This is a genomic window from Bacteroides galacturonicus, assembly GCF_003096855.1.
Taxonomy (GTDB): domain Bacteria; phylum Bacillota; class Clostridia; order Lachnospirales; family Lachnospiraceae; genus Lachnospira; species Lachnospira rogosae.
In genome coordinates this window covers 1-23,965 of record NZ_QEOA01000008.1, presented here as the reverse complement: position 1 = coordinate 23,965, position 23,965 = coordinate 1, and the positions used below count along the sequence as shown (strand labels likewise).

Sequence of the window (23,965 nt, the reverse complement as noted above, 5' to 3'; positions counted from 1 at the left end):
TGATTTAATATATAAGATAAGTGGAGTGTACAAATGGAAATAAAAAGACCAGAGCCGGGTGAAGAACCTGAACAGATAACGCTTGACGTTAAAGATGAGAATAGTGGAACTACTATAAGCATAGATACAGTTATTAGTCCAAGAAAGATGACTTATGAGGAAACGATGTCCTGCTTTGACAGGGCATATGATGAATTGCTGGATATTTTGCAAAAAGATAATGATTCACTGGATAATATTGTTATGTCAATTCAGTTCCCTGACAGCTTATGTAATGGGATTGTCAATATACATATATATCCGGAAGATTACCGGATTATAGATTATGACGGAACGGTATATAACGAAAATATTGGTGCAGGTGAAAGTGTAGAAACAGCATTGAATTATGTAATGTCGTATGAAGATTATACAAGAAACGGAGTAATAGATATTAATGTTAAATCATTAGGGGAAAATCCGCATAGTATGCTAACGACAGATAAGCAGACACTTAAAAGAATTATAGACAACGCATTAAATGAAAATGAGGATAAAGCTGTTATAGAACTGCCGGATACAATAAACAACACCAGTGTTACATATGCCTATGTGCAATCACAGACAGGAAGTAAGAATAATCTTTTATTTGCAGCTATGATTGTAATTGCTGTTATAGTGCTTATTTATTACAAGAAGAAAACCAAAGCTAAAGAGGAACAAAAGCTTAGGCAGAAGCAGTTACAGTATGACTATTCAGAGGTTATATCCAAGCTTACGCTTCTGCTTGGTGCAGGAATGACAGTACGCAGGGCGTGGGAGAAGATGATAGAAGATTATATGAGGAAAAAGAAAAGTGCTAAAGATGAGAGAATTGTGTATGAGCAGATGTATATAACAGATTGCCAGATAAAGTCAGGTATAAGTGAGTATAAGGCTTATGAAGAATTCGGACATAGATGTCAGACAAGAGAATACCTGAAATTAGCATCACTATTACAGACTAATATAAAGAAAGGAACAAAAGAGTTAAAAGAATTATTATATCAGGAATCCTATGATGCATTTGAACAAAGAAAGAGCCTTGCAGTTAAGAAAGGAGAGGAGGCAGCAACAAGATTATTAATGCCTATGTTTATGCTGTTGATAGTGGTAATGATAATTGTTATGGTGCCAGCAGTCATAAGCTTTCAAGTGTAAAAATGCAGGACAGGTCATAAGAATAAGTTACAAGAACAGGTAGAAGTTCTATTTATATGAAGATTGGTATCGTTGCGTGCAGGATACTAATCTTTCAGGAAGCAATACATATCTTTAAGGAGAAAATGTATGCCTTGTAGGAAAATGTATAATTTTTGGGAGAAAATGTATGCCTTGTAGGAAAATGTATAATTTTTAGAAAGAAATGCACGCAGAAAAGAGGATAAATATGGGAAATAGAATAGCACAAAATGTAATAATAAAGTCAGTTAAGAAATTCTGGAATGAAGAAGATGGAATGGGTGTTGTGGAAATAGTTCTTATTACAGTTGTTCTGATTGGCCTTGTAATAATATTTAAAAGCCAGATAACATCATTAGTCAATAAGCTTTTATCAAAGATGACTTCCCAGGCTAACAAAATATGATAGCTGTCAGTAGGGGTAATAATGCTGTTAGTTATGGTGTCCATAATATACATAATGCTGTTAATTGTGATGTCCATAATATATATAATGCTGGTTGTGGTATGAGCAGTGATATGTGTAATAAGGACATTTTACATATATCATTGCCGGCACAATTGACAGTTATGGCGGCAATGGTATTAATGGTTGTGATTTCCCTGATTACAACGTGCATTAAGTCATCACTGCAATCAGGGTATTATACTGTTGTTAAACAGAGTTGCAGGTTGTCGGAGGAGTCAGTATTTGCAAGTTATAATAACCAGCTTCTTAAAGATTTTAATATATTTGCATTGAATAAATCGGACATACTCAATAATAAGCTGTGTAGTTATATTAACGAAAATATAAGCAGTTATTCATCAGATATAAGTTTATCAGATTGTGCTTTTAATACGTTTTCGTATATGACAGATAATGAGGGATATGGTGTCGAGGAGCAGATTGTTAAGGCTATGGAATATGGAATGTATAGCAATGTGCTTGATAAAGAACAACAGTCTATTCTAAGTGGCGAAGAACAGGAGAATGTCCAGAATGATAAAGAACAAGAGTCTGTTCAAGCTGATAATGAATGTAAGTATGTTAGATGTGGTGAAAATTTAAGTGAGGCACAGGCATATTCTGAGCAGTTTATGGAAGATAATGAAAACTTAAAAAAGGATCTGGCTGATATGTTAGAGCAGTCTGATGATGGTGATATGCAGTATGAAGATAGACAGAAAGAACAGATTAATACTTCGTTAAATGCAGTATGGCAGTTGTATGAATACCTGAAGTCAGGAATTTGTGAGACTGTGACAGAAGGCAGGATTTCTAACAAATATATAGAAATACAGGAGCTTGCAGATGAATACATTAAGAGCCGTGACATTTCTTTTATAAATAAAGATGAAATAAAAAGAAGCATCGAAGCAAGCAGGAATGAAGATACATTAAAGAAAAATGTATTAAGCACGGAATATGTTGCGAAGCATTTTATCTGTTATACGGACACATCACCGGGTGATAATGACAGAGCAGGAAGCAGTGCTTTATTAGATTATGAAATGGAATATATTATTGGAGGTGAACATAATGACAGAAAGAATGTATACAAGGTAATTAATCAGTTAGCTGTTATAAGAGAGGGCGTTAACCTATCTTATCTTATAAGTTCACAGGATAAGATGTCAGAGGCTTATATGCTGGCGGCGGCACTGGTGGGAGTTACTGGCTGTGATCTGGCAGTCAGGCTTGTGCAGTACATTATTGTTTCGATATGGGCATACGCTGAATCTATAGTTGAGTTAAGAAAATTGCTGGCAGGAGAAACAATAGCTCTTATTAAGAACAGGGATAACTGGATATTACAGCTAAGTTCATTAGTAGATGAAAAGCTGAATTTGCAATCCCTGATAAATAATATTACATCATATGAGGCTGTGAATAATAATAAAGTTGAGGAAAATGGCAGGGATAATGGTATTGGTTATAAAGAATATTTAAAGCTGTTAATTATGTTTATGAACAAATCGGACAGAAATTACCGCATTGCAGCATTAATGGAATTAAGAATGATTATGTATGGGCACAGCGGATTCAGAATGAAGAATTACATATATGCAGCTTTCGGAGCTGCACATTTTAAGATGAATGGAACAGGCAGTGTGTACAGGCAGAAGCTGTCATACAGTTATATTTAGCAAATGTGCCTTTCTACACAGAATAAGTTGGTTGATTATATTTAAGAAGGGAGGAAAGATAAGATTTACCCGCAGAAAAAAGAAAATGGAGTGCATAGTATTATGCGGACAATCCATAACTACAGGAATTTAATAACGCCAGTAATTAATAGAATATTATCAAGAACCATAAAGTGTAGCAAGGCACATAACTTAAATGCTTCGGCAAGTGTGGAGGGAGCAATTGTAATTCCTCTGTTTATATATGCTGTTATGTCAATTATGTTTATTATGCAGGTTATAGCAGTGCGAATCCACATCAACAATGCCTTTTATGTGACATTAAGAAAATGTGCAGGCTATGTATATGTTTATGAAAATAGTGGAAATGTCCCAAAGGGAATGGTGGCAGAGACAATAAGACGACTGCTTATAGACGAGATAGGAACAGATTATGCTGCTGACCATAACATAATGGGTGGTAATGCCGGAATTATGTTTATGAGTTCTAAGATATTAAATAACAATTCAGTTATAGATATAAAGCTTACATACAGTATCAAAAATCCTTTTGATATATTTGGTCTGTCTACAATAAGAGTTACCGACAGAAAGAGGATAAATGCGTGGCTTGGGGAGGATAAAGATAATTTTGCAGGAAATGTGTCAGATAAAGAATATGTGTACATTACAGCCGGGGGCGAAGTATATCATACTGATAAGGAATGTACATATTTGTTAAGATACATATTGGAGGCTGACAGGTCATGTATGGATGTTTTAAGGAATGCTTCGGGTGCTAAATATTATTCGTGTGAACATTGCGGACAGACAAAAGATACAACATCAATTTATTATACATTATATGGGACAAGATACCACAGCTCGCGTAATTGTACAGAACTTAAAAGAAATATTCAGAAAGTCAGTAAAGACAGTGTCAGTGACCGCAGGTTGTGCGAAAAGTGTCAGGAATAAGACAGGGGGGAGCAGATGTTAAAGACATTATATTTGATTATATGGCTTGCGGCGATGTCATACGCAGATATAAAAAGAAGAAAGATTAACATTATAAGTATTGTGGTTATGGGAGCTGGTATTATTATGCTGCATTTAGCAGACGTTATTGATGGAAGTGAATTAGAGCTACATTTATTGATTAGAGATTATTATATTCCGGCAGTTATTATAGGAGCAGGTCTTTATATTATTGCACGGATCACACATATAACAGGTGAGGCTGATGCAATAGTAATAGCATATATAACTGTGCTTAAAGGAATGTATATAACGATACAGACAGTGTTGTTATCTATGTTTCTAATAATTATCGCCGGGGGAACGTTGATAGCAGGAGGAAGAATGAAGCTAAGGACGTCTATGCCATATATACCATTTTTGTTGGTGTCATTAGTGTGTTGTGTTATTGGTGGTGGAACTATATTAAGAACTTTATTACAGTAACAGTTGTCAGTGTTTAAGAAATGGAGAGATGTATGAAAGTAGTAGAAAATGCAATTATTGTTCCGATATTTACAATGATAATTATTGCACTGATAAGTGTTGGGATTTATATGCACGATAGGATAATCATAAGGAATATGGTGAGTCAGATATCGATAGAGTATGAAAAGGAAAGTGATATTACTGCAAGGAAAGAGCTGATAAAAAGAGGAGAGAGGTATGCGGCAGACAGGACTATGTTCCTTCGGGATATAAATATATATGATGACAGGGTATATCAACAGGACGAAAGCATAGTGTGTAGTGCCAGTTTTCCGGTTATAGGAAGTTACGCAGGTATGTCAGATATATGTAATATTAGTGAAAATGTAAATAAAATAGATAATGCCCGGTTGATACGAAAGACAAATGCTCTTATGGAGGTGGTTGGATAATGAGCCAGTATTGTGGTGAGGATTTAAGCATTAAATATGAAAGAAATAATAATATAAGTTATGCGGTGGTTGATATAACTGATAGCAATGAGCTGGTTGAGTATGAGATGAAAATGCTTATGCGAAACAGGCCTGATTATTTTCTTCAATTTTCCATTAACGAGATTAATTCAAGAAAATGTATATATTATGATATAACTTCAAAACAGCAGTTAAGCACATTGCTTGAATATGGCAAGGTTAATATGTCTGATGTGCAGTCATTGCTTGGCAACATATCTAAGATGGCAAGAGTTGTAAATGAATATATGCTTAATCTTGATCGTGTAATATTAGACCCAGGATGTATATATATTTCTTTAGTAGATAAGAAAGTGTATTTTATGTATTCCCTGCTGGATAATAATACGGATTTTTATGGGAAAATGCGAAGCCTGTATGAATATATATTAGAAAGATTTGACCATTCAATTGAAAAAATAAGACTTGTAAAATTCTATGAAGCGTACCAGAGAATTCTCGTAAGAGATTACACACCATATAATCTTATGCAGTTATTTGAAGATAATGAAGATGAAAGTAATTCGGTGGATAAAAGTGGTTCTGATAATACGGCGGAGGGTGGTGAGTATTCTAATATTATCAATAATACAGAGGGAATGGCAGGCTCTAAGGTTCTCAATAATGCTGATAGTGTGGTAAATTGCAGGGGTGCAAATAATAATGAGAGCACCGTCAATTCTAAATTCCGAAGAAAATCGGATAGTGTACCGGATTTTAGTTCCCAAAGAAATATTAATAAGGGAAGCAGTGCTGATGAGCCGCATACAGATATTAATGATAAAAGACCATATGCTAATGGGAAGATATTATCAGCGGTAAGACCGGAGCCAGTTGGTGTTGAAGAGCATAATAAATGCATTGACAAAAAGACACAGCTTATATTAAAGGCAGTGGCAGTTTTATTGTTATATAACTCAGCGGCAAGTCTTTTGTTTCGTAGTTATGCGGTTGTAAAGCTGGATACAGTTGTATCGGCAGCATTACTTATAGCTGGAATTGTGTTGTTCTATATTGCAGATAAGGCGGGTGTGCTTGTTGGAGATTTAAAGCAGGCGAAGTCAGAAAATGTCAACGAAATTCCGTATCGTTTTGATCTTAACGAGGAGATTGATAATAAGCTTGTAACGGCAGAGGTTATTAAAGATAATGAGGGAAATGTAGATAATAGGGCAGAAGAATGTGAGCATACAATTCTTTTAAGTGACTATCTTAAATCACTGGCAGAAGAAGATAATAAGAATAATAAGCTTTGCCTTCAAGGTCTGACAGATGATTTGTTTCCTGATGTAAGACCTGATAATGGAGAATATGATAATGTTAATAATACCATTGGTCTGTGTAAGTTTCCCTGCACAGTTGGAAGCATCAGGGAAGCTTCTGATGTATACATAGACAATCCGGTTATAAGTAAGCTTCACGCCTGTTTTTCGTATGGCGATAAAGGTTTCTTTGTAGAGGATATGAATTCGACTAATGGTACTTATATTAATGGTGAGAGACTGAAGGTGCATACAAGAGTTAATATTAATAATGGAGATATATTAAAGTTTGCGGTGTATGAGTTCAAAGTAAGTATAGTATAAAGTAAGTGTATAAAGTCAGTACAGTAAATGTCGCCAAAATCTAATACTTGTGTTACAATTATCGGAAAGCTTAATTGATAACAGGTATATTTGGGAGGATATTAATTATATGAATGTAAACATATATTATGGTGGACGAGGTCTTGTAGATGACCCGACAATTGTCGTTATTAACAGAATCCAGGAAGTGTTAGAGGAACTTAATGTTCACGTTACAAGGTATAATCTTTATGAGATAAAGAATACAATTACAACTCTTTCGCAGTCAGTAGTTGAGGCAGACGGAGTTGTGTTTGCTACTACAGTTGAGTGGGTTGGTATGGGAGGCTATATGCAGACACTTCTTGACTCCTGCTGGCTATATGCAGACAAGAGCAGAACATCATCTACGTATATGTTTCCGGTGGTTATGTCAAGAGCATATGGAGAACGTGAAGTTGTTACAGCACTCAGCAATTCGTGGGAGATAATAGGTGGAGTTGTAGGTGAGTCATTAAGTGCTTATGTAGACGATACAACAGATTTTGAATTTAATAATGAATATAAAGAGATAATCGAAAAATATGCTGAAAATATATACAGAACCATATCAAAGGGCTTAAGAAATCTTCCTTCAAGCAGTCAGACTATAAGAAAGAATGTTATTAAAGAGGTTGTTAATTTCACACCTCAGGAGAGTGAACAGCTATCTAAGTATGCATCTGATGATGAATTTGTTAAGACACAGAAAGAGGATATAGAGTCACTTGCAAGCATATATAAAGAACTTCTTAGTGATGAACAGAATGGTGGAGATGATTATTATCTTAGCGTATTCAGAAATCATTTTAAGCCACAGCTTAATTATAATGGCAGGTATATGTTTATGATAAGCGATAAGGATAAGAATATTATAGTTAATGTTCAGGGAAGCAATCTTACAGTAGAGTTTGGTCAGGATATGGAAGCTGATGTTATTGGTAAAATGTCTAAAGAAACCTTTGACCGCATAGTTCAGGGGAGAATTACATTCCACAGGGCATTTATGACTGGAGATATGACAGCCAAAGGTAATTTCAGAACATTAAGAATGTTAGACGAAGTATTTAATTTTGAAGATTAAAAGCGAAAACTGTAGTTACTACATCATTATCGGATATGATATTCCAGTCAATGCCGCTTAAAAGGCATATCTGGTTCACAATTGAAAGACCAAGACCAGTGTGCCCCTTGTGTGTTGTGTAGAAAGGCTTGCAGAGCTTACTTTTAAGTCCAGGTCTGTTACAGTTATTATCATTAATGTCATTGTTAATGCAGGAGCTGATATTGTCAGGCTGGTAAATAGAGCTGCCGTTATTGGTTTTATTACTTCCTATTGAAAGAATCAGCTTATCTTTAATGTCAGGTGACATTATAGCGGACAATATAAGTATACAATTGTTACAGTTACGCTCACTGGCGGCTTCGTAAGCATTATCAATGATTTCTTTTAAGGCAATATTAAGATAATGAGAGCTGGCATATATTGAAGCTGAACTACATTCCAGGCTGATATTAGAAGTATCAAGGGCTATAAGACCATTGTATCTTGATTTGATATATTCGTTAATGTTGTTAATGATATCAGATAGAGTACAGCTTACCGTTTCGCTTTGCTTGAAGCTGTATCTGTAGATAGATGTTCTTTCAAGATAATTAACAAGTTCATCTATTGTTGAACCCATATTATTCCAGAATTTGTTACTGCGAAGTTCATCATTGCGGCTTGAAAGAAGCTGGTAGCAGGTCTTTAAATAGGCTGCCTGGTTCTTGATTTCGTGAGAGATTACAGAGCTTTCTTCAAGGGCGGCACTGCATACGCTGTTAATTGCATCAGATAACTGTTTATTATCACTACAGTTATTGGATATAGTTGTATATTCGTTAAAAGTTAGCATTACAATCCCCATTCTGCCATTTGGCTGTACTTTTTTGTCTTTTAAAGCAAATAATATTGTAATCCACCTTGCTTTAAGTTATTATACGAGTATATACTGAAACATAAAATAAGTAAATAATAAATGGGAGGAGATATGCTCTATGAAAAAAGATGATTGCATATTCTGCAAGCTGGCTAATGGAGACATACCAACTAATTCATTATATGAGGATGATATTGTAAAAGTTATATTTGATGCAGGTCCTGCATCAGATGGACACGTTTTAATTCTTCCAAAGAACCATTATGATGACATATATTCTATGGATGAAGATACAGCAGCTCATATATTTAAGGTTGCTACAAGGATTGCCAAAGCATATAAACAGTCATTGGATTATGAAGGACTTAATATAGTACAGAATAATGGCGAGGCAGCAGGCCAGACAGTATTCCATTTTCATATGCACATCATTCCTAGATATAAGAATGATACAGTTAATGTAGGCTGGAAGCCGGGAGAAGCTAAAGAAGATGTTATTAATGCTATAAAGAATAAGGTTACACCTTATTTATAAAATATAAGCATATAATTAATAGCTAGATGTTTAATAACATATATAATATTCAGGAGGAACAATAATCAATGGTTAAGTTAAGCAAAGGTGGGGCATATCTCATTAATGGAACAGAAATTATTGAAGATAGCCAGACAGCATTAGCACAGGTAGCTGCTAAGACAGGCAGTAATATCACAAGTGAAGAGGCGGCAAAGAATACAATTGCCTATGGAATTCTTAAATCACATAATACCTCAGATAATATGGACAAGCTTAAGATAAAGTTTGATAAGATGACTTCACACGATATTACATTCGTAGGAATTATACAGACAGCAAGAGCATCAGGACTTGAGAAGTTCCCAATACCTTATGTACTTACTAACTGTCACAACAGTTTATGTGCAGTAGGTGGAACAATTAACGAAGATGATCATATGTTTGGACTTACATGTGCTAAGAAATACGGCGGAATATATGTACCTCCACATCAGGCCGTTATTCACCAGTTTGCAAGAGAAATGCTTGCAGAAGGCGGCAAGATGATACTTGGTTCAGACAGCCATACACGTTATGGTGCACTTGGTACTATGGCAATGGGTGAAGGTGGACCAGAGCTTGTTAAACAGCTTCTTAATAAGACATACGATATTAATATGCCGGGTGTTGTAGCTATCTATATGACAGGTGAGCCAATGAAGGGCGTAGGTCCTCAGGACGTTGCACTTGCAATTATAGGTGAGGTATTCGCTAACGGATATGTTAAGAATAAGGTTATGGAATTCGTTGGACCAGGTGTGTCTAACTTAAGTGCTGATTTCAGAATTGGCGTTGATGTTATGACAACAGAGACAACTTGTCTTTCATCAATATGGAGAACTGATGAAAAGATTAAGGAATTCTATGATATACACGGAAGAAGCGAGAGCTACAAGGAACTTAATCCTGGCAGTGTCGCATATTATGACGGAGTTGTATATGTTGACCTTAGTAAGATTAAGCCAATGATAGCAATGCCATTCCATCCAAGTAATACATATACTATTGATGAACTTAATGCTAACCTTGAGGATATTTTAAGAGATGTAGAGAAGAAGGCACTTGTAAGTCTTGACGGACAGGTAGACTTCAAGCTTACTAATAAGATTAAAGATGGCAGGCTTTATGTAGATCAGGGAATTATCGCTGGTTGTGCAGGTGGTGGATTTGAGAATATCTGTGCGGCAGCAGACATATTAAGAGGCCATTCAATAGGTGCAGACGAGTTCACATTAAGCGTATATCCAGCAAGTACACCTATATATATGGAGCTTGCAAGAAATGGACGTCTTGCTGACCTTATGGAGACAGGTGCAATTGTTAAGACTGCATTCTGTGGACCTTGCTTTGGTGCTGGTGATACTCCTGCAAACAACGCATTTTCTATCAGACATTCTACAAGAAACTTCCCTAACAGAGAAGGTTCTAAGTTACAGAATGGACAGATATCATCAGTTGCACTTATGGATGCAAGATCTATTGCAGCTACAGCAGCTAATAAGGGCTTCCTTACAGCAGCTACAGATTGTGATGTAGAATTCACAGGACCAACATATCATTTTGATAGTGCTATATATGCTAACAGAGTATTTGACAGCAAGGGTGTAGCAGACCCAGAACAGGAAATACAGTTTGGACCTAATATTAAGGACTGGCCAGAGATGGTAGCACTCCCAGAGAACTTAATCATTAAGGTTGTATCAGAAATTCACGACCCAGTTACAACAACAGATGAACTTATCCCATCAGGAGAGACATCATCATACCGTTCTAATCCTTTAGGACTTGCAGAATTTGCTCTTTCAAGAAAAGACCCAGCATATGTTGGACGTGCTAAAGAAGTACAGAAGGCAGAGAAAGCAAGAGAAGCTGGCGAATGTATGGGAGAAGCACTTCCAGAGTTAAGAGATATTATGCATAAGATTAAAGAAACTTATGATGTAAGCAAAGAAAATGTTGGTGTTGGAAGCACAATATTTGCAGTTAAGCCAGGTGATGGTTCGGCAAGAGAGCAGGCAGCATCATGTCAGAAGGTTCTTGGCGGATGGGCTAATATAGCTAATGAGTACGCTACTAAGAGATACCGTTCTAACCTTATTAACTGGGGTATGCTTCCATTTATAATAGATAAGGGAGAACTTCCATTTACTAATGGAGATTATATCTTTATACCTAAGATAGCTGATGCGGTTAAGAATAAGGCTACATCAATGAAAGCATATGTAGTTAACAAAGATATGAAAGAATTTGAACTTAAAATGGATGAGCTTACAGATGATGAGCGTGAGATAATTCTTGACGGATGTCTTATTAACTACTACAGAAACCATTAATATAAAATAGAGGCAGATAATGGCAGAACAGAATATACTCAATGGTGACCAGCAGGTTTTAGAGCAGATTCTTGGCGATATTAATGAACACGCTGAAAAGAAAGAACGTCTTGAGCGTATGTCAGTAAGTATCAGGGATATAACCAAGGAGATAGATAGCACCACTAAAGCTATGGAAGATGAGATTTCGTCAAGAATAAGTGAAAGTACGGACTCTATATGTGCAGGTTATGATAAAGCGGTTTCACAGGATAAAGACACAATTAAGCAGGTTCAGGCAGACAGAGATAAAGCTAAGATGCAGGGGATTAAAGAGCGAATAGCTTCTGAGACAGCATCTTTAAGAGCTGAGAATAAGAGCCTTCAGAATGAGATTAATGAAGCATTTATTCAGGAGAATATACCTCGTATTGTTAATAATTCATTTTTTATGGCATTATATATTTCAAGAAAAGTCAGAGATGTATTAGTGTATACTTTATTTCTGCTCATAGTATTTGCATTAATACCTGCGGCATTATATTTATTACCAGTCATACCAGCATATGTACCGGTTATATATGCTGGCGTGATGGGAATATTACTTCTTATAATTGGAAGAAGCGTATATATTAACCTTATACTTGCACATAAGGATACTATTATGGCGGCAAGGGATACCAGGTATAAGATAAGGGATAATAAAAGAATAATCAAAAAGACACAACATTCAATCAAGAAAGATAAAGACGAAGCTATGTATGGGCTTGAAAGCTTTGATAACAGAATTAATTCTATCGGTGATAATATTAAAAAGACCGAGGAAGAGAAGCAGAATGCTTTAAGGGAATTTGAAGAAACTGTAAAGCCGGACCTTGTTAAAGAGGTAGAGGGCAGATACTTAGATAAGCTTAATCTTATGAGAGAAGAACTTGCCAAGAAGAAAGATGAATATATGAAGTTAGATGACCTCATCAAACAGCAGAGAATATATATATCATCTAATTATGAAGCTTATCTTGGTAAAGAATTTGTTAATGTCCAGCGCTTAACAGAACTTGATAATATTATCAGTTCAGGAGAAGCACAGACTATTTCGCAGGCAATGGCTGTATACAAGAATAGGAAATAACCATCAGGCTATAGTTTTTGGGGTAATAATTAATATATTGCCCGATATAAGCAGTGCATTGAGTGCGTTAAATATTACATCAGCAAGCTGGATTATAAGGTAAAGACGGGTTGTCTGAAGTATGGAGTGATTAGAATTACTGGAAGAATTAACGATTCCGGTAATGTGAACAGCTCCGACTTCAGGCAGCTTTTTTTTGACCCCGAGTCCAGGTTTTAAAGGACCTTCTCCTAAAGTGATAAGTCCGATATGTTCTTCACGTCCAAGAGAAGCATCAATCGCAATAATAAAAGGATCAACAAAGGTTTCATTGATTTTGTCTATATATAGTTGAAGATTGCCTGCGTGTACAGGGTGCATTAAATCTCCATATATGTAGAATCCACATTGAGGTGCTTTCTTTAGCTTGTACCCAATAAGAGGTCCAAGACTGTCGCCGGTTGAGCGGTCACTGCCAATACATAGAATTATGATTTCCTGATTAGGCTTCTTCTTAGTGTTTATTATTGACTTAAGTCGTATGCTTAATAATAAAGCAGCTTTTTCGCTGGAAGAATCAAAATAATAATTCATAAGACCTCACTTCTTCGCACAATTTGCAATATATTTTTAAGATAATATATTTAGTGGCATCAAAAAATATTACAAAAAATAAAATTAAATTATCCAGCCGACATATTATGATAAAATTCTTAAGTTTATGGTGCTATTATGCAAATATCAAAAGTGGACATACCTAATGCGGCAATACATATGTGCGCTGTCAGAATGTATTGTTGTGTGTCTATTGCTTAATATCAGCGCAGGAATGAGGAGGGTATGATTGAGATTATATGTAATAAAGATGAGTCGGATAAGAATTCACACCATGTAAAAGAAGGTGTGACAGGCATAAGAAGACCAAAGAATATAAAGCAGATAGGTGATGTAAGCTCTGATAAGAAAATATACATAGAAGATTATGCGTTTACATACATCAATTCTATTGCATATAATAATCCAATGATAGAGCAGGCTGGCGTGTTATTAGGCGAGCTGCAGAAGGACAGTGAGGAAAAATGCGTATTTGTAAAGGGGGTAATTAAATCTGTTGTAGAGGATAAGGGGGAGAGAATACGTTTTGATGAAAATGTATGGAACAGAATATATTCAGATACAGAGAAATATTTTCCAAATCTGTCGGTTGTGGGCTGGTTTGCAGTTGTGCCAGATTTAACAAGTGAGAGAATGGCAAGGCTTAAGAAAATCCATCTTGATAATTTTGCGGGTATGATGAAGACATTATATCTTGTGGATACGGCCTGTAAAGAGGAGCATTTTTACCTGTATGAAAATGGAAGTCTTAGAAAACAGAAAGGATATGTGTGTTTCTATGAGCGGAATTATGAAATGCAGGAATATATGCTTGAACGCAATGGAAAGAAATCCTGTGAGGATTCCAGGACTGATAAGGTTATGCAGACAATAAGAAATGTAATCAAAGAAAAAGATGAGCTGCACGAACAGAAGAAAAGTAATTCATTTATGTATGTTATGAGTACATTTCTTGTTGTGGTCATAATTGTTATTGGAATTAATCTTATGAACAGCTATGAGAAGATGAAGCAGTTCGACAAGTCGATTAATACTCTTATGAATCAGATGTCGGGAAATGATACAGACCAGTCAGACAATCAGGATGACACGGTTACAGTGAACAAGTTGTCAGGAGATGTGTATCCAACTAAAGGCGATACAGACACATCACAGAACGAAGATAATATGAAAAATGCGGATAACTACAGTAACACAGGAAGCAATTCCGGCGGCACAGAAAGAAACTCCGGCAGTGTGAACAGTTCGGAAAGTTTGAATAACTCAGACGATGCGAATGGCGTGGGCGATGAGAACAGCTCTGACAGCAGCACGGATACTAAGACAGCACAGGGTGTTTCGTCTGGTGATGATACGGCGGCTTATGCAGCTTATGTATATACGGTAAAGACAGGGGATACGCTTATGAGCATATGCAAGAAGCATTATGGAACTACAACTAAATATACAGAGGTTCTTAAGTATAATGAATTAGATGATGCCAATGTTCTATATGTCGGACAAGAAATAAAACTTCCTTGAATATTTATGGGGATAATGTATAATAAAATCAGCTTTTAAGCCTTGATTATAATAAAGGGGACAACAGATGGCTGATATAATTTCAGGAAGTTCAAGATTTAATGGAGATAAGAACGCTCCGGCAAGAAAAGTAATACAGATGAATAATGTTTCGGAGGCGGCGACGCACGAAACGGAAGATGATGAGATTGTCAAACACAGAATAAAGAAGCATAGAAGACATATGCTAATAATAGCTGCTATTGGCGTGATTGTAATCGCAATTGCGGTAGTGCTTGTTATGAGGCTTATTGATGGATATGTATTTACCTCGTATTCAGTTACAGGTTCTCTTAACAGGGAAGATATTGAGTCTTCTGGCTATATAGCATATGGTGATGGTTATATAAGATACAGTAATGATGGTGCAGCATATTATACGGCCAAGGGCAAGGCACTGTGGAACCAGACATATTCTATGCAGAAGCCGCAGGTTAAGATATGTGAGGACTGTGTTGCAATAGGAGATATTAACGGCAATACGATATATATTTTTAATAAAAATGGCAATATAGGAAAAGTAGATACTTCACTTGTCATATCGCAGATTGAGGTTGCAGCTAATGGAGCAGTTGCGGCAGTGCTTGAAGATAATGAAGCTAACTACATCAATATGTATGACAAGGAAGGCAATAAAATCTACAGTGTAAAGACAACACTTGCAGGAGATGGATATCCGCTTGATATAAGTATTTCCAACGACTCAGCCAAGCTTATCGCCTCATATGTATATGTAAGCGGTGAAGAGATTAAGACTAATGTGGTGTTCTACAACTTTTCGGAGGTGGGACAGAATGAAACTGAGCGAGTTGTTGGTGGTTTCAATCATTATAATGACGTGCTTGTTGGAGATGTCCAGTTCTTAAGCAATAATATAGCGGTAGCAGTTGGAGAAAATGTAATAAGCATATATAAGATAAAGGAATATCCAAGTCTTGAAAAGGAAATACAGATAGATAATACAATAGACAGGGTATTCTTTGGCACAGATTATATTGGCCTTGTGCTGGATAACTCAGACTCAGGAGAATTATACAAAATGGTTGTATACAATTTTTCTGGTTCAAAGGTGTGTGAAGCTGAATTTGGAACACAGGTTGATAATATACAGTTTGATGGTTCAAGTGTAGTTATGAATAATTCGACTTCATTTTCTGTATTCAATCTTAAAGGAAAGAATGTTGCTAATATGAGCTTTGATATGCCGGCTAGTAAGGTACTTCCAACAGGTACAAGAGGTGAATATATATTAATTAACACCAAGTATATCCAGAATATTAAACTCAAGTAACTACAATTTAGATAATAAATAATGTCTGGAATGACTCAATGACGGATAATGAATTATATGAAATATAATGGTAATTTTATAATATTTAACAGGAGATGATATGGTACTAATATGCGTTGCGGCTATTTTATGTATAGCGGCTTTTAATGGAATGAAAAAAGGTGCAATAAGAATGGCGGCATCACTCGTTGCTATGATTATAACAATAGCTGTCACAACATTTGCATCACCAATAGTAAGTGAAAAAGTAAAGAATGATACGGATATGGACGAGCGTATTACACAGAGTATATATGAAAATATCATAAAAGACGGCAGGAAATATGGAGAAGATGATTCACAGGTTATAGACAGCAGTACTGTTGTATACAAGGATGCGATACAGTCAAAGGTTGATGCCATAAGTGAATATATGAAGCTTCCACAGAGCCTTTCTGACAATATAACAGAGTCAGCAGCTATGAAAATACTAGACTCAGCTGGAACATCGGCTGAGGTTACAATAAAAGAGATGGCGGCACAGATATTTGCGGCACAGCTTAGTACTATCATAATTAATGCAATATGCTACTGCATAGTATTTGTTATATTATACATAATTCTTAAGGTGTTTATTGGAGTGACAGGCGTAATAAGCAGGCTTCCGGTTATTCATCAGGCTGACAAATTGTGCGGAACAATAGCAGGTATAGTTGAAGGACTTATTATAGTGTGGGTAGTATTTGCAATAGTTACAGCATTTGGCAATAATGTATGGGCTTCGGATATACTTGCACAGATTCATAGCAGCAGCTTTTTGGAATTTATATACGATAATAATATTATAATGAAGATGATAATATCATAGACAGAGGAATAATATGCGTATAGCTATATGTGAAGATGATAAGATACAGGCGGGAACATTGGAACATCTTCTTGATGACAGATTGAGGGAAACAGAATGTGAAGCAGAAGTAGATGTATATTTTGGTGTAGATGACATAAAACGAGAACTTAACAATAAGCATTATGATGCTTATTTTCTTGATATTGAACTTGGGGCGGATAATGGTGTAGAGCTGGCAAAGAATATTAAACAGTCAGATATTAATTCAATAGTAGTGTTCACGACAAGCCATACAGATTATATGGCGGAAGCATTTGATGTACACGCTTTTAATTATATTGTGAAGCCTGTTACAATGCAGAAGGTGGACAAGATTGTAACACAGCTTGAAGAGGTTATTAATTCAAGAGATGACAAGCTTATATTCAGATGTAACAGAGAGTTAGTCAGCACATACTATGACGATATCGTGTATATGGAGTCGTCCAAAAGAATAATTAACCTTATAACCACTAATATGGAATATCAGTTCTATGGAAAGATTAATGATGTATATAATAAACTTCCAGAGCTGATATTTGGAAAGACAAGAAGTGGCTGTATTGTTAATTACAGATATGTAAGCAGGGTTGATAAATCCAATGTCTGGTGCAGGAGAGGCGTAGATGGCAAAGAGATAAGACTGGACTTGGGACGTGGAAGATATAACGATTTTATGACAGATTATACGAGCTATATAACATCAGAGAGAGGCAAAAGCAGAAGGCTCTGGTAGTTTAATATTAAGAGGTGCACTTAAGATATGTTAGATAATCATATGTTTTTATTGTGTATGCTGGCAGGTATAATAGACTATATTATATATATTGGGTATCAGAAGAATTATATATATGTGGAACATTTGAAACCAGCAGATAGTTCATATGGGCTTAATGTACGGCTGTTAAGTTATTTTAAAATAGCTGTTTATTATGTATATAATATTCTTCTGGCGGCAGTTGATATATTATGTATGTACAGTTTTCTGATTAACAACAGCTATACGATGTATATACTTCTTCTTGTTATTATGCTTGCAGGTTTTAAGTATAGTGCTTTTGATGTATACACGGTAACAGCCAGTACGGCATATCATATAAGTATGTCGGTTACTGTTAATATTCTGGTTCGTCTGATATTGGAGAACTGTTCTCTTACGAGAATTGAAAAGTACAGTTCAGACATTAGTAGAGAAATTAGCTGTATTATTATGGTAAGAATACTGATTGTAATACTTGTTGATGTATATGATAAATATATAGGCATAAAGCTTGGAAGGCTTGCAGGGACAGCTATAGCTGTGACGTCACTTGGCATAACTGTGGCAGGTATTATGGTAAGCAAAATGGCATATAAATATGTTGACACAAGACCAATTGTGCTGGCAGTTCTTATTATTCTATGGTGCATAACTAACATAATAGCGATGCTTATTAATATGATTGAACAGAACAGCCGTCATAGTTATGAGATTATTATGCTTGAACGTGAGCGGCAGACTAACAGGGAAATATACGATAATATCAAATCAGGACAGGAAGAATTAAGGGATATAAGGCACGATATCAAGAACAGGCTTAGTTCCTTAAGGAGTGTTATAGTACAGAATGACAGCAGTGCGGCACTTGATTATTTAGACGGAATGATAGGAAGTGTCGATATGGTTAAGGGGAAAATATACTGTAATAATCTTGTCATCAATAACATTCTGACATACAAGCTCAGTGGTGTTGCTGATAACATTTCGGTGGAATGTGAGGCGGAAGTTCCAGAGCAGATTAGTGTGGATATGGGAGATTTAGGAGTTATAATAGGTAATCTGTTAGACAACAGCATTAAAGCTGTGAATAATATTAATACAGGTGGTTATATACATATAATTATAACAGAGAGCATAGGAAAGCTTATAATAATAATAGAGAATAATTACCTGAAAGATACAGAAAAGAAGCCAGCCATATATTACATAGATCACGGCAGGGGCATTAATAATGTGCGCCGTATTGTTAAGAAATATGGAGGAAGTTATAAGGAAAATGTGTCTGAAAATGTGTATCAGACCAAGATAAGCATTTGATGTGCAAAAAGTTACATTAATGAATACAACTTTTTACATTAACCGAATATCGCAAAATGCGTATGATATAATCCAGTGCATAGAGATTAGAATCTATGTGCTGGATTTTTTTATGCGGCTGGGCTTAACACAGGAATGGAGGATATTATGAAGCAGATGTTAAAAATAGAGCTGGAGAGGGCGTTTAAAAGTGCAGGTTTAAAAGTGTCGCTCCTGATAGGTATAGTTATAAGTACATTACATTTTTTTCAGAAGGTATTACCAACGGCACTCGATCCATTACATTTTTATAAAACAGGTAATCTTGAAACAGTAGCCAATGTTAATAATATGTGGATGGCAATGGGCGAAGGCTGGCATTACACATTGTATGTCAGGCTTATTCCGTTACTTGCTGTTGTGCCTTATGCCGTTACATATTATACAGATTATAAAAAGGGGATTGTAAAGAATTATTATACAAGAACCAAAAAGATTAATTACATATCAGCCAAATATATTGCAGTGTTTCTTACAGGTGGAACGGCGGTAGTTGCTCCGTTAGTACTGGATCTGATTGCTACATCAGCAGTGATGCCATCTTTTATAGCAATTAGTCATACTGTTCCCTGTAATGGCAATGGAATATGGTCATATATATTATTCTCACATCCGTATATATATTATTTGTTATATTTTATTCTCCAGTTTATATGTGCAGGACTGATGGCAACAATGTCTCTCGTTGTATCGCTGTATGTTAATAATGCATTTATTGTACTGTTGTTTCCAAGTGTATTATGTGAATTCATTAATGCAGTTTCAACATGGATTCCTGTTAAATATAGATATATAAAAGGGGCGGCTCCATGGAGATTGTTCAGGATTGATCAGGTGGCAATAAATTACTGGCAGAGTTATGTGATATTTATATGCGTGGTTTTGTTGTTTGATCTTGTTATATATGTGTGGAGAGGGGTGAAGAATGATGCACTCTAAAAAGAGAATTATAAAGCGTGTTGTTATAGCCTGCCTGATATTAGTAGTATCTGGTGTGTGGCTTGTAGGTTACATAGATGTCAATAAAAGATTTCCAAAGCCAGAGCAGCAGGTGCATTCAATTGGAGAATGGGTAAGGACGGGCGATACGAGCATAAAAGTTAATTCTGTAGAATATATGCCGCAGAAAGAAGCAAACAGCCAATATGGATCAGAACTTCTCCCTGATAACGGGAATAATAGTAATACTTATTATTTTATAGCGAAGATTGATGTCAAGAATGAAACAGATAAGGAAATCAAATTATCAAAAACACTTTTAGAGCATCTTGGATTGGAGATATATCCTGTTGGCGTATTAATATATGGAGAAGTGATGGAAAATGGAGAATTGACAAGCATAAAGCTTAAAGCACAAGAACAAAGGGAAATTGTATTGCATTTTATAATGTCACAAGGAGTGTTGCGGGATGATAGAAGATGGATGTTGAAAAAGTCACAGATTCGTATTGTACTGTCTAATTATCCTGTACACGAAATTATAGTTCTTGATGATATTAAGGGATTGTAAAGAGGAGTTTATTTATGAAAAGAAAAAGTATAATATTTGCTATTTTATGTGTATTAATGCTGGTATCAGGCTGTAGCAGCCAAAGTACTGATGATATATATCAGATGATGGAAAATGCATCATCAAAATCAAATGGCAGTGAATCATCTGGACAATCAGATATGGTTTCTGACAATTCACCACGCGTATATACAGAAGATTATAAGGAGTGCAATAAAAATTATATGCCGGAACTGGTACAGACTGGGGAGACGGCTAAGGTTACAATTGGTAGTAGAAATGATACGTTATCATTTACAGTTACAGATGCCCTTATTACAGATGATTTTAGTGATTTAAGACAGCTTACATCACAGGCGGCATATGATAATATAAGAAATTTCCTGCTTTATGTAGAAACAGATGATTATATAGATGAACAGGGGAATATATTAGACAGTGAACGTGGGGTTGAGAGGAAAGCGCTTTTTGTAAAGCTTAGTATAAAAAATGAGAATAATAGTGAATACACATTGCCTATACACAGCCTGAGTCTGTATAGCATAAAAAAGGAGAATTCTGTGATGAAATACAGACGCTTGAAAGGGACAAATGATGGAGGACCTATTTGTGCAAATGCACCAGATGCATTTACTTTGAAATCGGCTTCTAAAATTACATTACAGCCGGGCGAGGAAAAAGAAGAAGTGTTAATATATTTTGAAGAAGATAAGTGGGTTGAACAGTATACATATCGTTATGATAAGGATATAGGAAAGGGTGTATATGGAGATCTGGTGTATGGAGATGATATTTCATATGACAATATATATTTTTCAACTTCATTTATGTACGAAAGTAATAATCAAAACAAGGACAGAGGCTACTTTGAGAAGATTAAGAGTCTTATTAAACTGGATATAAGACAGGAATAATGGAACGTGAAGAATTGCAATAACAGGTGGTATGATGAAAAGATTAGTTGATTTATTGCGGGTAAATGAGTCAAGGTTTACAGCTATTATATTAGGTGCAATGACAATTGCTGCTGTTATTAATTTTAATGGGCAGCTTGGGAGCGGCGGAGGAGTGCCGTGCTTATATGATGTCTATATAATAGGTATTTTGCATGTGGTGGATACATTTGGTGTTCCATTGCTGCTGTTTTATACATTATTTGTCGAAAGGCATAACCAGAGAATAATGCAGGTTGTCAGGGAACGCACAGTTAATGATGTATGGAAAAGATGCGTGATAGATTTACTAATTTTGTGTACGTTTTTTACGGTATATGTCTTTGCTTTAACCACGATTGTAGGTTTATTGCGGACAAATACATTTTATAATTGGGGAGAACAATATAGTCGCTGTGCAAAATGGCTTGGAAAAGTATGTGAAGAACAGCCATCATTTGTTATGCTGCTGGTGGCATATGTAATAGAGACATTTCAGTGCTTTTTAATAACGGGAATTGTAATGATCGGAGTATGGTGGTGCACCAATAAAGAATGGGCAGGATATATATCTGCAATAATATTAATTACTATAGACAGAAGCTTTGAAAGCCATGGCTTAATATTTGGCAGTTATCAGGTATCAAGCTATACATACAAGGTTGGCTTAAACTTAGGTGTAAATATAATATATCCGCTGATAGTTATGGTAATAATATTTGTCCTTGTGAACGTGGCAGTAAGATTTAAGAAAAAGGAATTCTTAGGGACATAGATTGTGCAGAAAACTTATAACTTTGCAGAAAAGATAAGGGAGAGAGTGTGGATGTTGTGGTGGCAGATAAAAAGCGACATAAGAGAGGGCATTGTACAGCAATGGAAAAGATTTGCAATGCTTGGAATAATATATGCAGTATGTGTAATATATTTTATTATGATATGCAGCTTTAGCAGACATATTGACTCGTATACGTGTGGAGATATGATTTTATGGGTGTTAAGGGGTGTTAAGAAATATGATAGTGGTGTGATTAAAACCGTAGACATATCCTCTGTGTATATGCTTCCTAATATATTTGTAGCTTATATTGTCGGCAATTATGTCATCAAAGACCTGTATGGCTTTGGAAAGAATATTATCGTCAGAACAGGAAGTAGGTTTAACTGGTGGATAAGCAAATGTATATGGGGCATATTAACAGCAGTGCTAAGTTATGCAATATTGTATGCTGTAATAATAGTGGCTGGAATATGCACAGGAGGCGTTAAGCTTGCACCGACACCAGAAGTATGCTATTCGGCTATTTCTATGGATAAACAGATTATTATACAGAACACTAATCTGACAGGTCTGGTGATAAGTCTTATGGCTATGAGCCTGCTTATGACAATAACCTTCTGCATTATCCAGATTACAGTCGGACTTATTATATCACCAGTCATTGGATATGTTATTGTGATGTCATATCTTATTATAGGTGCATTTTCAGATAATCCATTCATTATATCCATATATTGTATGGCTTTAAGAAATGGAATATACAGCCCAGAAGGATATAACATATTATTGGGAGTAATTATTATGGCGGCAATAACAATCTTCTGCATAGTAGCAGGCTCATTATATATAAGAAAAATGGATATAATTAACCAGAAACAGGAGTGACAGGGACACGAATAATGCTTAAATGCATTATAAATTGGGAAAGATTTCAATTTATTGCAAAAAAGAAAAGGATATTTTAAGCCATAAATATAAGAAAAACAGATTAAATTGAGGTAAAAAATAAAAAAATCTCCAAAATCAAGGAAAATATTAAAATGCTGCAAAGCTAGTAAATACGCGGCTTTGCAAAGAATTAGCTTTGCCAAATCAACAAAAATCTCAAAAAAATTAAAAAAAATTGAAAAAAGTTGTTGACATATGTGATGGGTGGTGCTATTATAATCAAGTCGCCGCGATACGACAGCGACACAAAAGCTTCTCAAACACAGATAAATACTGGATTTGAGAGCGATGAACTTTGATAACTGAACAGAAAGACAACCTTGAAAATTCTTTTTAGAATTTCGAGATGAGTACAGAATTCAATAGAATTAAGTATACATCTTTTGTGAACATCATTCAAGCAATTGAATGAATCCTTAAACACAGTATAAGGAAACTATTATTAAGCTAGTTAGTTTGTAACTGACAAGGCAAACTTTTTATGAGAGTTTGATCCTGGCTCAGGATGAACGCTGGCGGCGTGCTTAACACATGCAAGTCGAACGAAGCATTTAAGACAGATTACTTCGGTT

Annotated in this window: 23 protein-coding genes and 1 rRNA gene; 22 read left to right on the top strand and 2 right to left on the bottom strand. The window is 35.5% G+C overall.

Going from position 1 to position 23,965, the window contains the following annotated elements; all coding sequences use genetic code 11:
• Positions 1-33: 33 nt before the first annotated feature.
• From C7390_RS12120 to C7390_RS12085, 8 genes are all read left to right on the top strand, one after another.
• Positions 34-1,179 (top strand): type II secretion system F family protein, encoded by a 1,146-nt coding sequence (locus C7390_RS12120; protein ID WP_022502463.1) that lies wholly within the window; start codon positions 34-36, stop codon positions 1,177-1,179.
• A 229-nt stretch (positions 1,180-1,408) separates the two neighbouring features.
• On the top strand, positions 1,409-1,606 hold the full coding sequence (locus C7390_RS12115) for a Flp1 family type IVb pilin (RefSeq protein ID WP_022502462.1): 198 nt from the start codon (positions 1,409-1,411) through the stop codon (positions 1,604-1,606).
• Positions 1,603-3,330, top strand: coding sequence for a DUF5702 domain-containing protein (locus C7390_RS12110; protein WP_116444269.1), 1,728 nt, complete (start codon positions 1,603-1,605; stop codon positions 3,328-3,330). Before C7390_RS12115 ends, C7390_RS12110 begins: the two co-directional genes overlap by 4 nt.
• 102 nt (positions 3,331-3,432) lie before the next feature.
• Positions 3,433-4,287, top strand: coding sequence for a hypothetical protein (locus C7390_RS12105; RefSeq protein ID WP_116444268.1), 855 nt, complete (start codon positions 3,433-3,435; stop codon positions 4,285-4,287).
• Between the two features lie 15 nt (positions 4,288-4,302).
• The gene (locus C7390_RS12100; RefSeq protein WP_022502459.1) at positions 4,303-4,773 is read left to right on the top strand and encodes a hypothetical protein; all 471 of its coding nucleotides are present in this window, start codon (positions 4,303-4,305) and stop codon (positions 4,771-4,773) included.
• A 32-nt stretch (positions 4,774-4,805) separates the two neighbouring features.
• Entirely contained in the window at positions 4,806-5,207 is a 402-nt protein-coding gene (locus tag C7390_RS12095; protein WP_022502458.1) for a TadE family protein, read from the top strand.
• Complete coding sequence (locus C7390_RS12090; protein WP_116444267.1) at positions 5,207-6,853, top strand: DUF6382 domain-containing protein; 1,647 nt, start codon at positions 5,207-5,209, stop codon at positions 6,851-6,853. The genes C7390_RS12095 and C7390_RS12090 overlap by 1 nt, the downstream gene beginning before the upstream one ends.
• Before the next feature lie 109 nt (positions 6,854-6,962).
• Positions 6,963-7,955 (top strand): SCP2 sterol-binding domain-containing protein, encoded by a 993-nt coding sequence (locus C7390_RS12085; protein WP_022502456.1) that lies wholly within the window; start codon positions 6,963-6,965, stop codon positions 7,953-7,955.
• Here C7390_RS12085 and C7390_RS12080 read toward each other — a convergent pair.
• The gene (locus tag C7390_RS12080) at positions 7,939-8,769 is read right to left on the bottom strand and encodes an ATP-binding protein (RefSeq protein ID WP_022502455.1); all 831 of its coding nucleotides are present in this window, start codon (positions 8,767-8,769) and stop codon (positions 7,939-7,941) included. The two genes, C7390_RS12085 and C7390_RS12080, sit on opposite strands and share 17 nt — an antisense overlap.
• Before the next feature lie 142 nt (positions 8,770-8,911).
• On the opposite strand from C7390_RS12080, the gene C7390_RS12075 reads away from it, so the two are divergent.
• From C7390_RS12075 to C7390_RS12065, 3 genes are all read left to right on the top strand, one after another.
• Positions 8,912-9,328 (top strand): HIT family protein, encoded by a 417-nt coding sequence (locus C7390_RS12075; RefSeq protein ID WP_022502454.1) that lies wholly within the window; start codon positions 8,912-8,914, stop codon positions 9,326-9,328.
• Positions 9,329-9,396: 68 nt separating this feature from the next.
• Positions 9,397-11,682 (top strand): hydratase, encoded by a 2,286-nt coding sequence (locus C7390_RS12070; RefSeq protein ID WP_022502453.1) that lies wholly within the window; start codon positions 9,397-9,399, stop codon positions 11,680-11,682.
• A 19-nt stretch (positions 11,683-11,701) separates the two neighbouring features.
• Positions 11,702-12,793: a hypothetical protein gene (locus tag C7390_RS12065; RefSeq protein WP_055306944.1), complete on the top strand. Its 1,092-nt coding sequence runs from the start codon at positions 11,702-11,704 to the stop codon at positions 12,791-12,793.
• A gap of 3 nt (positions 12,794-12,796) precedes the next feature.
• Here C7390_RS12065 and yyaC read toward each other — a convergent pair whose 3' ends face one another.
• On the bottom strand, positions 12,797-13,366 hold the full coding sequence (yyaC, locus tag C7390_RS12060; protein WP_022502451.1) for a spore protease YyaC: 570 nt from the start codon (positions 13,364-13,366) through the stop codon (positions 12,797-12,799).
• Positions 13,367-13,612: 246 nt separating this feature from the next.
• Between yyaC and C7390_RS12055 the strand changes: the two genes are divergently transcribed.
• The 11 genes from C7390_RS12055 to C7390_RS12005 form a co-directional block, all read left to right on the top strand.
• Positions 13,613-14,908, top strand: coding sequence for a LysM peptidoglycan-binding domain-containing protein (locus tag C7390_RS12055; RefSeq protein WP_116444266.1), 1,296 nt, complete (start codon positions 13,613-13,615; stop codon positions 14,906-14,908).
• Between the two features lie 67 nt (positions 14,909-14,975).
• The gene (locus tag C7390_RS12050) at positions 14,976-16,238 is read left to right on the top strand and encodes a DUF5711 family protein (RefSeq protein WP_116444265.1); all 1,263 of its coding nucleotides are present in this window, start codon (positions 14,976-14,978) and stop codon (positions 16,236-16,238) included.
• A 100-nt stretch (positions 16,239-16,338) separates the two neighbouring features.
• Positions 16,339-17,085, top strand: a complete 747-nt coding sequence (locus C7390_RS12045) for a CvpA family protein (RefSeq protein WP_116444264.1) — start codon at positions 16,339-16,341, stop codon at positions 17,083-17,085.
• A gap of 13 nt (positions 17,086-17,098) precedes the next feature.
• Positions 17,099-17,842, top strand: a complete 744-nt coding sequence (locus C7390_RS12040; protein WP_116444263.1) for a LytR/AlgR family response regulator transcription factor — start codon at positions 17,099-17,101, stop codon at positions 17,840-17,842.
• 27 nt (positions 17,843-17,869) lie between these two features.
• Complete coding sequence (locus C7390_RS12035) at positions 17,870-19,183, top strand: GHKL domain-containing protein (RefSeq protein ID WP_116444262.1); 1,314 nt, start codon at positions 17,870-17,872, stop codon at positions 19,181-19,183.
• 147 nt (positions 19,184-19,330) lie between these two features.
• Positions 19,331-20,161, top strand: coding sequence for a hypothetical protein (locus C7390_RS12030; RefSeq protein WP_116444261.1), 831 nt, complete (start codon positions 19,331-19,333; stop codon positions 20,159-20,161).
• Positions 20,148-20,732: a DUF4352 domain-containing protein gene (locus C7390_RS12025; RefSeq protein WP_116444260.1), complete on the top strand. Its 585-nt coding sequence runs from the start codon at positions 20,148-20,150 to the stop codon at positions 20,730-20,732. The genes C7390_RS12030 and C7390_RS12025 overlap by 14 nt, the downstream gene beginning before the upstream one ends.
• 14 nt (positions 20,733-20,746) lie before the next feature.
• Positions 20,747-21,646, top strand: a complete 900-nt coding sequence (locus C7390_RS12020; RefSeq protein WP_055177594.1) for a hypothetical protein — start codon at positions 20,747-20,749, stop codon at positions 21,644-21,646.
• Positions 21,647-21,680: 34 nt separating this feature from the next.
• On the top strand, positions 21,681-22,439 hold the full coding sequence (locus tag C7390_RS12015; protein ID WP_055306940.1) for a hypothetical protein: 759 nt from the start codon (positions 21,681-21,683) through the stop codon (positions 22,437-22,439).
• A 3-nt stretch (positions 22,440-22,442) separates the two neighbouring features.
• Positions 22,443-23,330, top strand: a complete 888-nt coding sequence (locus C7390_RS12010) for a hypothetical protein (RefSeq protein WP_318295693.1) — start codon at positions 22,443-22,445, stop codon at positions 23,328-23,330.
• Between the two features lie 540 nt (positions 23,331-23,870).
• Positions 23,871-23,965 (top strand): 16S ribosomal RNA (locus tag C7390_RS12005); the annotation flags it as partial.

Bases quoted from the DNA above. Each gene is read 5' to 3' on its own strand.
- C7390_RS12120 (WP_022502463.1), top strand. From the start codon at position 34: ATGGAAATAAAAAGACCAGAGCCGGGTGAAGAACCTGAACAGATAACG.
- C7390_RS12085 (WP_022502456.1), top strand. From the start codon at position 6,963: ATGAATGTAAACATATATTATGGTGGACGAGGTCTTGTAGATGACCCG.
- C7390_RS12080 (WP_022502455.1), bottom strand. From the start codon at position 8,769: ATGCTAACTTTTAACGAATATACAACTATATCCAATAACTGTAGTGAT.
- C7390_RS12095 (WP_022502458.1), top strand. From the start codon at position 4,806: ATGAAAGTAGTAGAAAATGCAATTATTGTTCCGATATTTACAATGATA.
- C7390_RS12090 (WP_116444267.1), top strand. From the start codon at position 5,207: ATGAGCCAGTATTGTGGTGAGGATTTAAGCATTAAATATGAAAGAAAT.
- C7390_RS12025 (WP_116444260.1), top strand. From the start codon at position 20,148: ATGATGCACTCTAAAAAGAGAATTATAAAGCGTGTTGTTATAGCCTGC.
- yyaC (WP_022502451.1), bottom strand. From the start codon at position 13,366: ATGAATTATTATTTTGATTCTTCCAGCGAAAAAGCTGCTTTATTATTA.
- C7390_RS12070 (WP_022502453.1), top strand. From the start codon at position 9,397: ATGGTTAAGTTAAGCAAAGGTGGGGCATATCTCATTAATGGAACAGAA.
- C7390_RS12040 (WP_116444263.1), top strand. From the start codon at position 17,099: ATGCGTATAGCTATATGTGAAGATGATAAGATACAGGCGGGAACATTG.
- C7390_RS12110 (WP_116444269.1), top strand. From the start codon at position 1,603: ATGATAGCTGTCAGTAGGGGTAATAATGCTGTTAGTTATGGTGTCCAT.
- C7390_RS12020 (WP_055177594.1), top strand. From the start codon at position 20,747: ATGAAAAGAAAAAGTATAATATTTGCTATTTTATGTGTATTAATGCTG.
- C7390_RS12075 (WP_022502454.1), top strand. From the start codon at position 8,912: ATGAAAAAAGATGATTGCATATTCTGCAAGCTGGCTAATGGAGACATA.
- C7390_RS12115 (WP_022502462.1), top strand. From the start codon at position 1,409: ATGGGAAATAGAATAGCACAAAATGTAATAATAAAGTCAGTTAAGAAA.
- C7390_RS12015 (WP_055306940.1), top strand. From the start codon at position 21,681: ATGAAAAGATTAGTTGATTTATTGCGGGTAAATGAGTCAAGGTTTACA.
- C7390_RS12055 (WP_116444266.1), top strand. From the start codon at position 13,613: ATGATTGAGATTATATGTAATAAAGATGAGTCGGATAAGAATTCACAC.
- C7390_RS12045 (WP_116444264.1), top strand. From the start codon at position 16,339: ATGGTACTAATATGCGTTGCGGCTATTTTATGTATAGCGGCTTTTAAT.
- C7390_RS12030 (WP_116444261.1), top strand. From the start codon at position 19,331: ATGAAGCAGATGTTAAAAATAGAGCTGGAGAGGGCGTTTAAAAGTGCA.
- C7390_RS12100 (WP_022502459.1), top strand. From the start codon at position 4,303: ATGTTAAAGACATTATATTTGATTATATGGCTTGCGGCGATGTCATAC.
- C7390_RS12065 (WP_055306944.1), top strand. From the start codon at position 11,702: ATGGCAGAACAGAATATACTCAATGGTGACCAGCAGGTTTTAGAGCAG.
- C7390_RS12050 (WP_116444265.1), top strand. From the start codon at position 14,976: ATGGCTGATATAATTTCAGGAAGTTCAAGATTTAATGGAGATAAGAAC.
- C7390_RS12105 (WP_116444268.1), top strand. From the start codon at position 3,433: ATGCGGACAATCCATAACTACAGGAATTTAATAACGCCAGTAATTAAT.
- C7390_RS12035 (WP_116444262.1), top strand. From the start codon at position 17,870: ATGTTAGATAATCATATGTTTTTATTGTGTATGCTGGCAGGTATAATA.